Source organism: Streptomyces physcomitrii (assembly GCF_012273655.1).
GTDB lineage: Bacteria > Actinomycetota > Actinomycetes > Streptomycetales > Streptomycetaceae > Streptomyces > Streptomyces physcomitrii.
Genome location: NZ_JAAWWP010000001.1, coordinates 483,658 through 497,146, shown reverse-complemented (window position 1 = coordinate 497,146; position 13,489 = coordinate 483,658). Strand labels below are relative to the sequence as shown.

The following is a 13,489-nucleotide window of genomic DNA, read 5'->3' as shown; positions in this document are numbered from 1 at the left end:
TGTGCGCGGTGACGGCGGCCGGGGGCCCGGAGAGCGACGGAGCCTGTGGTCCCCGCGCCTCCTCGTCCCCGGCCCCACCGGCCCGCGCTGCGGGTCACGGAGGCGTGGGAGTCGAACGTACGCCAGTCGGGGCGGCCCGCGGGTGTCCCCCGTACGGTCCACGGGCCTGCCGTGGGGGCGCGCGGTGGCGCAGGCTGTCAGGTGTGAGCCTCCGTGCCCCCGCCGTCCCAGCGCGCCCGCCTCATGTCCAGGCGGGGCAGATGCCCCTCGGTGCTGCGGGAGGCCTCCCGCAGCGGGGTGCCCTCGGCGCGGTAGTGCTCCAGGGCGCGCAGTTCGTGGCCGGGGAGCAGGTGTCCGTCGGCGCGGACCACCCGCCACCAGGGGACCGCTCCCCCGTAGAGCGCCATGACGCGGCCGACCTGCCGGGGGCCGCCCTCGGCCAGCCACTCGGCGACATCGCCGTAGGTCATGACGCGGCCCTCGGGGATCAGTTCGGCGACGTCGAGGACGCGCTCGGCGTAGCCGGGCAGCTCGTGAGCGCCGTCGCCGTCCGAGGGTGCGGCGCGCTCGCTCGGGGGGTTCTGTTCGCTCATCCGCCCCATCCTGCCGTACGCCACCGACAGCGCGGGCGGATCAGCGGGGCACCGGCGGCAGAGTCCGGCAAAGCGGACTTGATGGTCGTGAGCGGCACCCTGCTGCCTCCGCTCGCGCCCGGCGCATGCCACCATCATGCGGACGGTGACTGGTGACGGACGAGCCAGGGCACCGCCCAGAACCGGATGAGACGAGGGAACGGCGAGGCGTGCGCCCCGACGAAGCGGCCAAGGAGCCCGGCACCGACTCGCACCGCGAGCCAGGGGGCCGCGGCGAGCGGGCGCCGGGCACGGGCACGCCCGGCGGAGCCGAGGACCAGGACGGCGCACCGCCCGCCGCGGACACCACCCGGAAGGGCGCGGGCAACGGTCCCGAGAGCACGGGCACCGGCACGGAAAGCACGGGCGCCAGCCCAGAGGGCACGGGCGACGGGCAGACGGGCACGAGCGCCGAGCAGAAGGGCATGGGCACCGAGCCGGAAGGCACGGGCACCGAGCAGAAGGGCACGGACATCGGCCCAGACGTCACGGAAGCCGGCCCAGAGCTTGTCGCGGAAACCGGCCCAGACGTCGCGGAAACCGGCCCAGAGGGTACGGACACCGACCGGCAGGCCACGGGCACCCGCCCGGAGGCGGAGTCCCCGCCGAGACCCACCGCCGCACCCCGGACCGCACCCCTCACAACCCCCGGGACCACCACCCCCGGGACCAGCCCCGGCGAAACCCAGCCCGGGAAGCCCACGACCGCGCCCCCTCGCCAGGGCACCCCGACCGCCCCCTCCACCCCGAACTCGACCACGGCCCCGAGCCCCACCACGGCCCCGGCCGCCCGCACCACCCGGAGTTCCCGCACACCCCCAGCCGCCCCCACCACCGAAAGCTCCCCCACACCCCCGGCAACCCAGCCCACCCCGGCGCCCCCGGCCACTCCGGCCGCCCAGACCACCCCCGCCGCCCCTGCGCACCCTCCCGCCCCCACACACCCACCCCGCCTCGGTTCCCACGCCGACGGGGAGAACGCCTCGATCCGCAGCGGGGGTGCGCACGCCGACGAGGTCGAGGGTGACGAGCCACTGCTCGCGGCGCGGGTGCACCGCCCCTCGGATCTGATGCGGCTGCTGGTGGGGATGCTCGCGATCGCGGTGGTGCTCGCCATCGCCGCCTTCGCCCACGGCACCACCTCGGGCCTCGAACAGGACATCAGCAAGGGCACCGGCCAGGCGCCCGATCTGCTGATCAAGTTCGCGGGGCTGGCCTCCAGCATCGCGGTCCTGCTCGTGCCGGTGGCCTTCGCCATCGAGCGGCTGATCAAGCGGGACGGGCTGCGTATCGCGGACGGTGTGCTCGCGGCGGTGCTCGCGCACGGCGTCACCCTGGCGACCGATCTGTGGGTGGCGAAGTCGGCGCCGGGGTCGATCAAGGACGCGCTGACCCAGCCCGCGCCGGGGGACGTGCACGCCCTCACCGATCCCGTGCACGGCTATCTCGCGCCGGTGATCGCGTATATGACGGCGGTCGGGATGTCGCGCCGGCCGCGGTGGCGGGTGGTGCTGTGGGCGGTGCTGCTGCTCGACGCCTTCGCGATGCTGGTGACCGGGTACACGACGCCGTTCTCGATCATCCTGACGCTGCTGATCGGCTGGTCGGTCGCCTACGGCACCCTCTACACCGTCGGCTCCCCGAACGTCCGGCCCACCGGGCGGACCCTGCTCACCGGGCTGCGCCGGGTCGGGTTCCGGCCGCTCAGCGCCGCCCGCCAGGAGGTCGAGCCCGCCCAGGACGGCATAGAGCACGCGGACCGCGGGCGGCGCTACTTCGTCACCCTGGAGGACGGGCCGCCGCTGGATGTCACGGTGGTCGACCGGGAACAGCAGGCGCAAGGTTTCTTCTATCGCGCCTGGCGCCGGATCACCCTGCGCGGCATCACCACCCGCAGCAGCCTGCAGTCCCTGCGGCAGGCCCTGGAGCAGGAGGCCCTGCTCGCCTATGCGGTGATCTCGGCCGGGGCCAACGCCCCCAAGCTGATCGCCACCTCGGAGCTCGGCCCCGACGCGGTCATGCTGGTCTACGAGCACACCGGCGGCCGCACCCTCGACTCGCTGCCGGACGAGGAGCTGACCGACGCGCTCCTCGCGGACATCTGGCGGCAGGTCAAGGCGCTGCAGTCGCGGCGCATCGCGCACCGCAGGCTCGCGGGCGACGCCCTCCTGGTGGACCGCTCCGGCAAGGTCATCCTCACCGATCTGCGCGGCGGTGAGATCGCGGCCGGCGACCTCGGCCTGCGGATGGACATCGCCCAGCTCCTCGCCACCCTCGGCCTGCGGGTGGGCGCCGAACGCTCGGTGGCCTCGGCCCTCGCGGTGCTGGGCCCCGACGCGGTCGCCGACTGCCTGCCGATGCTCCAGCCCATCGCGCTGACCCGGGCCACCCGTACGACCCTGCGCAAGCTCGCCCGGGAGCGGGCGCAGCGCGAGCGCGAGGCGGTTCTCGAGGCCTCCCAGCGGGCCAAGCAGGCGCGGCTTGAGGAGAGCGGCGGCGAGGACAGCGCGGCGCGTGCGCCGGAGCGCGGCAAGAAGGCGGTCCGGGCCGAGAAGCAGGCCGAGAAGCGGGCCATCGACGAGGCCCTGGACGAAGCACGCGAGGAGGACCTGCTCACCCAGATCCGCCACCAGGTGCTCCGGATCCGCCCGCAGGCCCCGGTGGAGCCGGCCCGGCTGGAGCGGATCAGGCCGCGCACCCTGGTCAGTTTCATCGCGGGCGCGATCGGCGCGTACTTCCTGCTCTCGCAGCTCACCCACATCGAGTTCGGCACCCTCTTCGACGAGGCGCAGTGGGGCTGGGTCATCGCGGCCGTGGTCTTCTCGGCGCTGAGCTACTTCGCGGCGGCGATGAGCCTGCTCGGCTTCGTGCCGGAGCGGGTGCCCTTCCTGCGGACCGTGGCCGCGCAGGTCGCCGGGTCCTTCGTGAAGATCGTCGCCCCGGCCGCGGTCGGCGGGGTCGCCCTCAACACCCGTTTTCTGCAGCGCTCCGGGGTGCGGCCCGGGCTCGCGGTGGCCAGCGTCGGCGCCTCGCAGCTCTTCGGGCTCGGCAGCCATGTCGTCCTCCTGCTGACCTTCGGCTATCTGACGGGCACCGAGAAGACCCCCTCGCTCTCCCCGTCCCGTACGGTCATCGCCGGTCTGCTGACGGTGGCGGTGCTGGTGCTGGTGGTGACCTCGATCCCGTTCCTGCGCAAATTCGTCTCCACCCGGGTGCGTTCGCTGTTCGCCGGGGTGGTGCCGCGCATGCTGGACGTGCTCCAGCGCCCGCAGAAGCTGCTCACCGGCATCGGCGGCATGCTGCTGCTCACGGCCTGCTTCGTGATGTGCCTGGACGCCTCGATCCGCGCCTTCGGCAAGGACGACGCCTCCACCCTGAGTCTGGCCAGCGTCGCGGTGGTCTTCCTCGCGGGCAACGCCCTCGGCTCCGCCGCCCCGACCCCCGGCGGCGTGGGCGCCGTCGAGGCCACCCTGACCGTCGGACTGATCGCGGTGGGCCTGCCCAAGGAGGTCGCGGCGCCCGCCGTGCTGCTCTACCGGCTGCTGACCCTGTGGCTGCCGGTGCTCCCCGGCTGGCTCTTCTTCAACCACCTCACCCGCAAGGGCGCCCTCTGACGCCCCCGCCCGCTCCCCGAAGGGACCGCCGCGTACGGTGAGGTCTCCGGGCCCGGTGACCGTTCCGAGCCGGTCGGAGGGGAGCACCGTGGGAACCGCACTGCGCTGTGCCGTGCTCGACGACTACCAGCGAGCCGCGGCCGCCGGTGCGGACTGGTCGGTGCTCGAAGGCCGGGTGGAGACGGTCTCCTTCACCGAGCACTTCGGTACGGAGGAGGAACTCGCGGCGGCGCTCGCCGACTTCGAGATCGTGGTCACCCTGCGCGAACGCGTCGCCTTCCCCGCCTCCCTGCTGGCCCGGCTCCCCCGGCTGCGGCTGCTGATCGCCTCCGGGATGCGCAACTCGGTCATCGACTACGAGGCGGCCCGGGCGGCGGGGGTCACGGTGTGCGGCACCGAGAGTTCCAGCACCCCGCCGACCGAGCTGACCTGGGCGCTGCTGCTCGGCCTCGCCCGGCAGCTGGTGCCGGAAAGCACCGCGCTGCGCGAGGGCGGCCCCTGGCAGGGCAGCGTCGGCACCGACCTCGCGGGCCGCACCCTCGGGCTGCTCGGCCTCGGGAAGATCGGCGGCAGGGTCGCCCGGGTGGGCCTCGCCTTCGGCATGGACGTGCTCGCCTGGAGCCGGCACCTCACCCCCGCCCGCGCCGAGGAGGTCGGTGTCCGCCTGGCCGCCTCCAAGGAGGAACTGCTCGCCGGCGCCGACTTCGTCTCCGTGCACCTCGCGCTCGGCGCGCGCACCCGTGGGCTGATCGGCGCCCGGGAGCTGGCGCTGATGCGGCCCGGGGCCTACCTGGTGAACACCTCCCGGGCCGCGATCGTGGACCAGGAGGCGCTGCTCGCCGCCCTGCGCGAGGGGCGGATCGCGGGGGCGGGCGTCGACGTCTTCGACCACGAGCCGCTGCCCGCCGACCACCCGATGCGCACCGCGCCCCGGCTGCTCGCCACCCCGCACCTCGGCTATGTCTCGCGCGCCAACTACGCCACGTACTACTCCCAGGCCGTCGAGGACATCCAGGCCTTCCTGGCGGGCGCGCCGATCCGCGTCCTGGGCTGACCCGCCCGCGCCTGCGGCCGACCCCCAGCCCTCGACTCCGGCCGACCCCCGTCCCCCGTCCCCCGGCCCGTGTCCTCGGCCGACCCGGCCCGCTCCCCCGCCCCACGCGGGCACCGGTTCCCGCCCCGGCCCTCACCCGCTCGGCCCGCGGCCCCGGGCGGGCCCGCCGCCCCCGGCCGAGGATGGGCGTATGCCGAAGCCCCGCCCGCTGCGTGCCGCCGCCCTCACCTCCTTCGTCCTCCTCGCGGCGCTGCTGCCCGGCTGCGGGGACGGCGGCGACGACAGCGGCTCGACCGCCGAGGACCTGCCGCGGCAGAAGCTCGACTGGCGGGACTGCCCGGCCCCCGAGGACGCCCAGGGCGGCGGCAAGGCCCCGCGCGGCGCGGCCGGCGGCGGCGCGTGGCAGTGCGCGACGATGAAGGCGCCCCGGGACTGGAAGGAGCCGAAGGGCAAGACGGTGGACCTGGCGCTGATCCGGGCCCGTTCCACCGGCGGCGCGAAGGAGCGCATCGGCTCGCTGCTCTTCAACTTCGGCGGCCCCGGCGGCTCGGGCGTGACCACGCTGCCCTCCTTCGGCGACGAGTACAAGAGCCTGCGCGCCCGCTACGACCTGGTCAGCTTCGACCCCCGCGGAGTGGGCGCCAGCGCCCCGGTGCTCTGCGAGGACGCCGAGGACCTGGACGCGTACTTCCAGCAGGACTCGACCCCGGACAACCGGGCCGAGCGCGCCGAACTCCTCGCGAACACCCGGGAGTTCAACGAGGTCTGCGAGGACAACTCCGGCGAGATGCTGCCGCATGTGCGCACCACCGACGCGGCCCGCGACCTGGACCTGATGCGCCAGGTGCTCGGCGACCGCAAGCTGTACTACTTCGGCATCTCCTACGGCACCGAACTCGGCGGTGTCTACGCCCACTTGTTCCCCCAGCGGGTCGGCAGGGCCGTCTTCGACGCGGTCGTCGACCCCACCGAGTCGACCGAGCAGGGCGCGCTCGGCCAGGCCCGCGGCTTCACCCTGGCCCTGGACAACTTCGCCGAGGACTGCGCCGCCAAGGGCGAGGACTGCACCCTCGGCGACTCCGCGGCGGACGTGAAGCGCCGTATCGCCGCCCTGCTGAAGCGGCTCGACGCCAAGCCGCTGCCCGGCGCCTTCCCGCGCCGCCTCACCCAGACCGCCGCGCTCAACGGCATCGCCCAGTCCCTCTACTCCAAGGACTTCTGGGAGTACCTCACCCAGGGTCTGGAGGAGGCCTACGACGGCAACGGCCAGACCCTGATGCTGCTCTCCGACTCGATGAACGGGCGCAATCCGGACGGCTCGTACAGCAATATCCAGGCCGCCAATGTCGCCATCAACTGCGCGGACGAGAAGGAGCGGCAGACGGTACGGGATGTCGAGCGGCAGCTGCCCGCCTTCCGCAAGGCCGCGCCGCTCTTCGGCGACTACCTGGCCTGGGGGATGCTCACCTGCACCGACTGGCCGGTCCCGGGCGCGGCCGAGCACCCCGAGGTGAGCGCCCCGGGCTCGGCCCCGATCCTGGTGGTCGGCAACACCGGCGACCCGGCGACCCCCTACGAGGGCGCCCGCAAGATGGCGCGGGCGCTCGGCAAGGGGGTCGGTGTGGAGCTGACGTACAAGGGCGAGGGGCACGGTTCGTACGACAGCGGGGACGCCTGTGTGCGCAAGGCGGTGAACGGCTATCTGCTCGACGGGCGGGTGCCCAGGTCGGGGACGGTCTGCGGCTGACGCCTACGATGGCGGCACCGTCCGGGCACCGGGGTGCCCGGCGCGAGGGGCGCCGTCCGGGCCCGCTCAGGGGGAGGAAGAAGTCATGCGTCTGCTGCGCGCGCTGGCCGCCGGTGCGGCCGCCCTGCTGATCGCCGGGTGCGGGGGCTCCGGGGACGACGGCGGGGACGGACCCTCGCCCGACGCCAAGGGGCCCTCCGAATCGGCGCCCGGCGGCCAGGCCCTGCCCGCCTCGCTGACCGGGCAGAAGCTCGACTGGGGCCGTTGCGCGGCGGACGAGTCCGGCCGAGCACCCGGCGGCGACTGGGAGTGCGCCCGGCTGCGGGTGCCCCGCGACTACGCCGAGCCCGAGGGCGCCCAGCTCCGGATCGCCCTGATCCGCGCCCGCTCCACCAGCGGCGCGAAGCAGCGCGTCGGCTCGCTGCTCTTCAACTTCGGCGGCCCCGGCGGCTCGGGACTGAAGATGCTGCCCGCGCTCTCGGGGGAGTACGAGAGGCTGCGCGGCCGTTACGACCTGGTCAGCTTCGACCCGCGCGGGGTGGCCGCGAGCGAGGGCGTGCGCTGCCGCGGCGACCGGGCGCTCCAGGCCGCCGAGTCGGTGGACGCCACCCCGGACACGGCCGCCGAGGAGCGGGCCTTCCTGCGGGACGCCGCGGACTTCGGCAAGGGCTGCGCCCGCGAGGACTCCGCGCTGCTGCCGCACCTGTCCACCGCCGAGACCGCCCGCGACCTGGACCTGATGCGCCAGGTGCTCGGCGACCGCAAGCTCTCCTACTTCGGCATCTCCTACGGCACCGAACTCGGCGGCACCTACGCCCACTTGTTCCCCCAGCGGGTCGGCAGGCTGGTCCTGGACGCGGTCGTCGACCCCACGGCGGACTCGGTGGGCCACGCCAGGAACCAGGCGCGCGGATTCCAGCGGGCGCTGGAGGACTATCTGCGCTCCACCGGCGAGGACCCGAAGAAGGGCACCGCCCGGATCGCCGGGCTCCTCTCCCGCCTGGACCAGAAGCCGCTGCGCGGCGACGGCGACCGGAAGCTGAACCAGACCCTGGCCACCACCGGGATCGCCGTCACCCTCTACAGCAAGTCCAACTGGCCGGTGCTCACCGAGGCCCTTCAGGCGGCCGGGGACGGCGACGGCGGCCCGCTGCTGCGGCTCGCGGACAACTACAACGGCCGTGACGAGAGCGGGCGTTACGACACCCAGAGCCACTCCCAGCGCGCGATCTCCTGCCGGGACGCGAAGGACCGGCCGACCGCCGCCGAGGCGAAGCGGCGAGGGGCGGAGTTCCGCCGCCTCTCCCCCGTCTTCGGCGACTTCCTCAACTGGGACACCGCGGGTTGGTGCCACGAGTGGCCGGTACCCGGCACCCGCGCCACCCCGGAGGTCGCAGCGCCCGGCGCGGCACCGGTACTCGTCGTCGGCAACACCGGCGATCCGGCCACCCCCTACGAGGGCGCCCGCAAGATGGCCGACGAACTCGGCGAGGGCGTCGGCGTGCTGCTGACCTGGAAGGGCCAGGGCCACGGCGCGTACGGCAGCGGCAGCACCTGCGTGGACGGGGCGGTCGACGGCTATCTGCTGCGGGGCGAGGCGCCGAAGGACGGGAAGGTCTGCGCGGGCTGAACCGGGCCGCTCGCACACCACTTACCACGCACCACGCACCACTCGGCGCCCGGCTGAGGCACTTGCCCGGGCGCCGAGGTGCGCACCCGGCTCCGGGCGGACACGGCCCCGGCCCCGGGTCGGGCGGCGGTTCGGGGAGGCCGGCGCAGCAGGTCGTACGGGCGCTCAGGGGTACGCAGGCGGGGCGCGCCCATGCTGCGGGCCCGCCCCTCCGATGGCGGTGGAGAGGACGGGCCCGCGCAAGTCGGCCCCGGACAGGGGCTGTTGAGCTGTTGAGTTACTGAACCGCGTGGCTGCGGCGGCTCAGCAGACCGGCTTGTCCGGTCGTCAGCAGACCGGCCTGTCCAGTGGTCAGTAGACCGGCTTGTCCGGTTCGATCTGGTTGACCCAGCCGATGACGCCGCCGCCGACGTGCACGGCGTCGGAGAAGCCCGCGGACTTCAGCACCGCGAGGACTTCCGCACTGCGGACACCCGTCTTGCAGTGCAGGACGATCTTCTTGTCCTGCGGCAGGCCGGTGAGCGCGGTGCCCATCAGGAACTCGTTCTTCGGGATCAGCCGGGCGCCGGGGATGGAGACGATCTCGTACTCGTTCGGCTCGCGGACGTCGATGATGTCGATGTTCTCGCCGTCGTCGATCCACTCCTTGAGCTGCTTGGGAGTGATCGTGGACCCGGCGGCGGCCTCCTGGGCCTCCTCCGAGACGACGCCGCAGAAGGCCTCGTAGTCGATGAGTTCGGTGACGGTCGGGTTCTCGCCGCAGACCGCGCAGTCCGGGTCCTTGCGGACCTTGACCTGGCGGTACTGCATCTCCAGGGCGTCGTAGATCATCAGGCGGCCGACCAGCGGCTCGCCGATGCCCGCGAGCAGCTTGATGGCCTCGTTGACCTGGATCGAGCCGATGGAGGCGCAGAGCACGCCGAGCACGCCGCCCTCGGCGCAGGAGGGGACCATGCCGGGCGGCGGCGGCTCGGGGTAGAGGCAGCGGTAGCAGGGGCCGTGCTCGGACCAGAAGACCGAGGCCTGGCCGTCGAAGCGGTAGATCGAGCCCCAGACGTAGGGCTTGTTCAGGAGCACGCAGGCGTCGTTGACCAGGTACCGGGTGGCGAAGTTGTCGGTGCCGTCGACGATCAGGTCGTACTGGGCGAAGATCTCCAGGACGTTCTCGGACTCCAGACGCTCCTGGTGCAGGACCACCTCGGTGTACGGGTTGATGCCCTTGACCGTGTCCCGGGCCGACTCGGCCTTGGAGCGGCCGATGTCGGCCTGGCTGTGGATGATCTGGCGCTGCAGGTTCGACTCGTCGACCTCGTCGAACTCCACGATGCCGAGCGTGCCGACGCCGGCCGCGGCCAGATACATCAGGGCCGGGGAGCCGAGTCCGCCCGCGCCCACGCAGAGCACCTTGGCGTTCTTCAGCCGCTTCTGCCCGTCCATGCCCACGTCGGGGATGATCAGGTGGCGGGAGTACCGGCGGACCTCGTCTACGGTGAGCTCGGATGCGGGCTCGACCAGGGGTGGCAGCGACACGGGGGCTCCGTTGGTCGGATGTCAAAACGGCAGTTCTTGCCGTAACACTGCCACGCGCTTCTTCATTCCGAGACACCCGTCCCGCCGTGCGAGACAAACGCGTCCCAGTAGCCGGGCATGGTCTCCCAGGGCGCGGCGGCCGATCCGCGCTCCGTACGGTCGGTGAAGCAGACCGTGCCCGCGCCCTGCCAGCGGGCGATGCGCAGCGCCTCCTCCAGATGGCCCGCGGGCAGCGAGTGGACCAGGTGGCAGAACCGCTCCGGCGGGTAGTCCGCGGTCCACTCGGCCGCCTGCGACCAGCGGTAGTCGCTCCAGGGCCCCTCGAAGGTGATCAGCTGGTCACCGCTCTCCGCGTATCCCGGGTACGGGTGGCCGCCGTGCCCGAGGACCACATGCGCCGTCGGGGAGCGGCCGGGGCCCTCGCGCCCGGCGGCGGCGAGCGCGCGCAGGGTGGCGACGGTGCGGCGGACCTCGGGCAGGGCGGCGCGCTCGGTGGGGCACCGGTCGAGCAGGAAGCCGTCGGCCAGGTACCAGTCGAGGTAGCGGTGCGCCTCGGTGACCACCTCGCCGAAGGGGCGGGCCCCGTAGGTGAGGTCGAGGTGGCCGAGGACCCGCACCCCCGCCTTGCGCAGGCGTCCGGCGGCGGCCAGGCAGTGCGGGTCGGGGCGCTCGCCGGGGCCGTGGCCCGCGTTGAGGACGACCCAGTCGACCGGGGTGCCGGGCCGGGTCAGCTCGGCCCACTCGGCCGGGGCGAGCAGCGGGTGGGCGAGCCCCGGGACCCCGATGCCGACGCCGGAGGGGGCGGTGGCCGCGGCGGCGCGCGGGCTGATCAGATGCGGCATGCCGCCTCCATCCAGATGTCGGCGAGCGACTCCTCCAGGACGATCCGGGGCCGCCAGCCGAGCCGGTCGCGGGCGGTGCGCACATCGGCCTGCTGCCAGCTGCCGCAGCCGTCCGGGTACGGGCTCACCGGCCCGGGGTGGTCGTGGTGCTCCCCGCGCGGGTGGCCGATGGGGCCGCGCACCGGGTGCTGGGGGCCGTCGAGTTCGTGCAGGGTGCCGCCGTACCCGGCGACCCGGGCGAGGGTGGCGGCGGCGTCCCGCAGCCGGACCGCGCGGCCGGAGCCGATGTTGACCACGCCTTGGGCGGCGGAGAGCGAGGCGGCGTGCACGGCGCGCGCCACATCGCGTACGTCGACGAAGTCGCGCTGGACGCCGAGCCCGCCGAGCTTCAGCTCGCCGTCGCCGGACTGCATGGCCCGGCGCATCGCCTCGGCGAGCCTGCCGAGCGGGGAGCCCGCCGGGGTGCCGGGGCCCGCGGGCGAGAAGACCCGCAGCACCACCGCGTCCAGACCCGAGCCGAGCACCAGCTCGGTGGCGGCGAGCTTGCTCACCCCGTAGGGGCCGCCGGGCCGGGGCACCGCGTCCTCGGCGGTGGAGGAGCCGGGCTGGCTCGGCCCGTACTCGGCGCCGCAGCCCAGCTGGACCAGCCGGGCCCCGCAGCCGCTGCGGCGCAGCGCCTCGCAGACGGTGGCGACGGCGACGGTGTTGTGCCGGGTCAGCTCGCGGGCGCCGCCGCGGGTGGCCCCGGCGCAGTTGATGACCACGCCGGGGTGCACCGCGTCCAGGAAGCGGGTCAGCGCGCCCGGGCTGCCGCCCGCGAGGTCGAAGCGCACATCCGCGTCGTCGCCCCGGCCGAGGGCGGTGAGCTGCACGGCGGGGTCGGCGAGCAGGCGCTCGGCGACGAAGCGGCCCAGGTATCCGTTGGCTCCCATCAGCAGCACCCTCATCGGGCACCTCCACGGGTGGTGCGCTCCCGCGGTGGGAGAACGGTCGTCCCAGGAGGAAGAGCGGTCATCTTGGGTGTCCCTTCGAGGTGTTGCCGTGGATCGGGAAGTCGGGGGGTGGCACGGTCCCCGGGGTCCGAAGGACCGCGGGGATCCGGTCGACGGGGTCCGGTCGGTGGAGGTCCGGTCAGTGCGGGTCCGGTCAGTGCGGGTCCGGTCAGTGCGGGTCGGTCGCCGTCACGGCGTGTCCTCCCGGTACGCGTGGGCCGAGGCCCGGGTGAGGGTGCGCAGGGCGTGCAGCAGCAGGACGAGCGCGCCGGCGCCGAGGATCAGGGCGGGCACCAGGCCCGGGCCCTGCCGCTCGACCAGGCGCTGTACGGGGACGGCGAGCGGTTCGCAGCCCGGCAGCCGCCCCGCGAAGACGGTGGCCAGCGCCAGGGCCTCGGCGAGACCGGCGGCGGCGAGCACCACCGCCGGGGCGTGGGTGAAGCCGCGGGCGAGGAGCAGCCGGGAGAGCAGCAGGAGGGCGCCGAGCGTGCCGGCCGCTCCGTAGCCCGGGCGCTGGTCGAGCAGTTCGGCGGTGAGGGTGAGCAGCAGGCCGAGGGCGAGCAGGAAGAGGGCGAGGCAGCCGAGGAGCAGCGGCCGGGCCCGCGCGGTGAACTCCGCGAGTCCCCGGCTGCCCGCGAGCCTGCGCCCCGCCGCGGTGGCGAAGAGCTGGGCGCACCAGATCGCGGGCGCCACCGCGCAGGCGAGAGCGAGCAGCGGGGCGCTCGCCACCGGCCCCGGTACATCGGGCCCACCGGTGACGGCGGCCCACAGCAGCCCGTCCCCGGCCAGGGCGTAGGTGAGCAGCCAGCAGATCCACACCCTGGTGCCCGGGGTGAAGTGGTGCCGCCCGCCGAGCGGCCCCCGTTCCAGCGCCGGTACGAGCCCGAGCGCGACCGCGAGCACCCCGGCCACGGCCACCGCGAAGTGCAGCTGCCCGTCCGTGTGCTGGAGCCCGAGCACCGCCAGGGCACAGGCCGCCCCGGGCAGCAGCGCGGTGAGCGCCCAGCCGGGCCGGTTGCCCGACTCGGCACGCGCGGCGGGCAGTCGGTCGGCCTCCGGCTCACGGGGCACCCGGGCGTACATCTCCTCGGCGAGCGAGAAGACATCCCGGTGCCGGAAGCGCGCCGCGGTCCGGTCGGTGATCCCGTGCGCCTCCAGCCCGGCCGCGATCTCCAGCGGATCCACCGCCCGCTCACACAGCTCCCGGTGCCGGTGCAGCAGCGCCTTGACCGGGTCGACGGCGGGACGGCGGGCGGCCGTGGTGGTGGGGGCCGGAGGTTCGGAAGGTTCCGGGGTTGCCACGGGGTCGGTGGGACCCGGTGCGTCCACGGGGATCGGGGCGGGCGAGAGCGGCACGACGGAGGCGAACGGCTCGGCGGAAGCCGGGTGTTGGGGGGCGAGGGGTGGTTCGGCGGGCGGGTCGGTGTGCGCGGGGGGATCGGTGCGCG

9 protein-coding genes are annotated in these 13,489 nt (G+C 74.4%); 4 read left to right on the top strand and 5 right to left on the bottom strand.

Going from position 1 to position 13,489, the window contains the following annotated elements:
- Positions 1-197: 197 nt before the first annotated feature.
- Positions 198-593, bottom strand: coding sequence for an MGMT family protein (locus HFV08_RS02020; protein ID WP_281373177.1), 396 nt, complete (start codon positions 591-593; stop codon positions 198-200).
- 209 nt (positions 594-802) lie between these two features.
- Here HFV08_RS02020 and HFV08_RS02015 point away from each other — a divergent pair, with 209 nt between their 5' ends.
- From HFV08_RS02015 to HFV08_RS02000, 4 genes are all read left to right on the top strand, one after another.
- Positions 803-4,246 (top strand): lysylphosphatidylglycerol synthase domain-containing protein, encoded by a 3,444-nt coding sequence (locus tag HFV08_RS02015; RefSeq protein WP_312885291.1) that lies wholly within the window; start codon positions 803-805, stop codon positions 4,244-4,246.
- 88 nt (positions 4,247-4,334) lie between these two features.
- Positions 4,335-5,300 (top strand): D-2-hydroxyacid dehydrogenase family protein, encoded by a 966-nt coding sequence (locus HFV08_RS02010; RefSeq protein ID WP_168535165.1) that lies wholly within the window; start codon positions 4,335-4,337, stop codon positions 5,298-5,300.
- A 190-nt stretch (positions 5,301-5,490) separates the two neighbouring features.
- Positions 5,491-7,047 carry an alpha/beta hydrolase gene (locus tag HFV08_RS02005; protein ID WP_168535163.1) on the top strand — a complete coding sequence of 519 codons (1,557 nt, stop codon included), beginning with the start codon at positions 5,491-5,493 and terminating at the stop codon, positions 7,045-7,047.
- An 85-nt stretch (positions 7,048-7,132) separates the two neighbouring features.
- The gene (locus HFV08_RS02000; RefSeq protein WP_168535161.1) at positions 7,133-8,677 is read left to right on the top strand and encodes an alpha/beta hydrolase; all 1,545 of its coding nucleotides are present in this window, start codon (positions 7,133-7,135) and stop codon (positions 8,675-8,677) included.
- A 351-nt stretch (positions 8,678-9,028) separates the two neighbouring features.
- Here HFV08_RS02000 and moeZ read toward each other — a convergent pair whose 3' ends face one another.
- From moeZ to HFV08_RS01980, 4 genes are all read right to left on the bottom strand, one after another.
- Positions 9,029-10,207, bottom strand: coding sequence for an adenylyltransferase/sulfurtransferase MoeZ (moeZ, locus tag HFV08_RS01995; protein WP_168535159.1), 1,179 nt, complete (start codon positions 10,205-10,207; stop codon positions 9,029-9,031).
- A 62-nt stretch (positions 10,208-10,269) separates the two neighbouring features.
- Positions 10,270-11,049: a spherulation-specific family 4 protein gene (locus tag HFV08_RS01990; protein WP_168535157.1), complete on the bottom strand. Its 780-nt coding sequence runs from the start codon at positions 11,047-11,049 to the stop codon at positions 10,270-10,272.
- Positions 11,037-11,996 carry an NAD-dependent epimerase/dehydratase family protein gene (locus tag HFV08_RS01985; RefSeq protein ID WP_040248577.1) on the bottom strand — a complete coding sequence of 320 codons (960 nt, stop codon included), beginning with the start codon at positions 11,994-11,996 and terminating at the stop codon, positions 11,037-11,039. The genes HFV08_RS01990 and HFV08_RS01985 overlap by 13 nt, the downstream gene beginning before the upstream one ends.
- 234 nt (positions 11,997-12,230) lie before the next feature.
- Positions 12,231-13,343, bottom strand: coding sequence for a hypothetical protein (locus tag HFV08_RS01980; protein WP_312885290.1), 1,113 nt, complete (start codon positions 13,341-13,343; stop codon positions 12,231-12,233).
- Between the last annotated feature and the right edge of the window lie 146 nt (positions 13,344-13,489).

Excerpts from the sequence above, each read along its gene's own strand:
- HFV08_RS02005 (WP_168535163.1), top strand. The coding sequence starts at position 5,491 with ATGCCGAAGCCCCGCCCGCTGCGTGCCGCCGCCCTCACCTCCTTCGTC.
- HFV08_RS02000 (WP_168535161.1), top strand. The coding sequence starts at position 7,133 with ATGCGTCTGCTGCGCGCGCTGGCCGCCGGTGCGGCCGCCCTGCTGATC.
- HFV08_RS02020 (WP_281373177.1), bottom strand. The coding sequence starts at position 593 with ATGAGCGAACAGAACCCCCCGAGCGAGCGCGCCGCACCCTCGGACGGC.
- HFV08_RS01990 (WP_168535157.1), bottom strand. The coding sequence starts at position 11,049 with ATGCCGCATCTGATCAGCCCGCGCGCCGCCGCGGCCACCGCCCCCTCC.
- HFV08_RS01985 (WP_040248577.1), bottom strand. The coding sequence starts at position 11,996 with ATGAGGGTGCTGCTGATGGGAGCCAACGGATACCTGGGCCGCTTCGTC.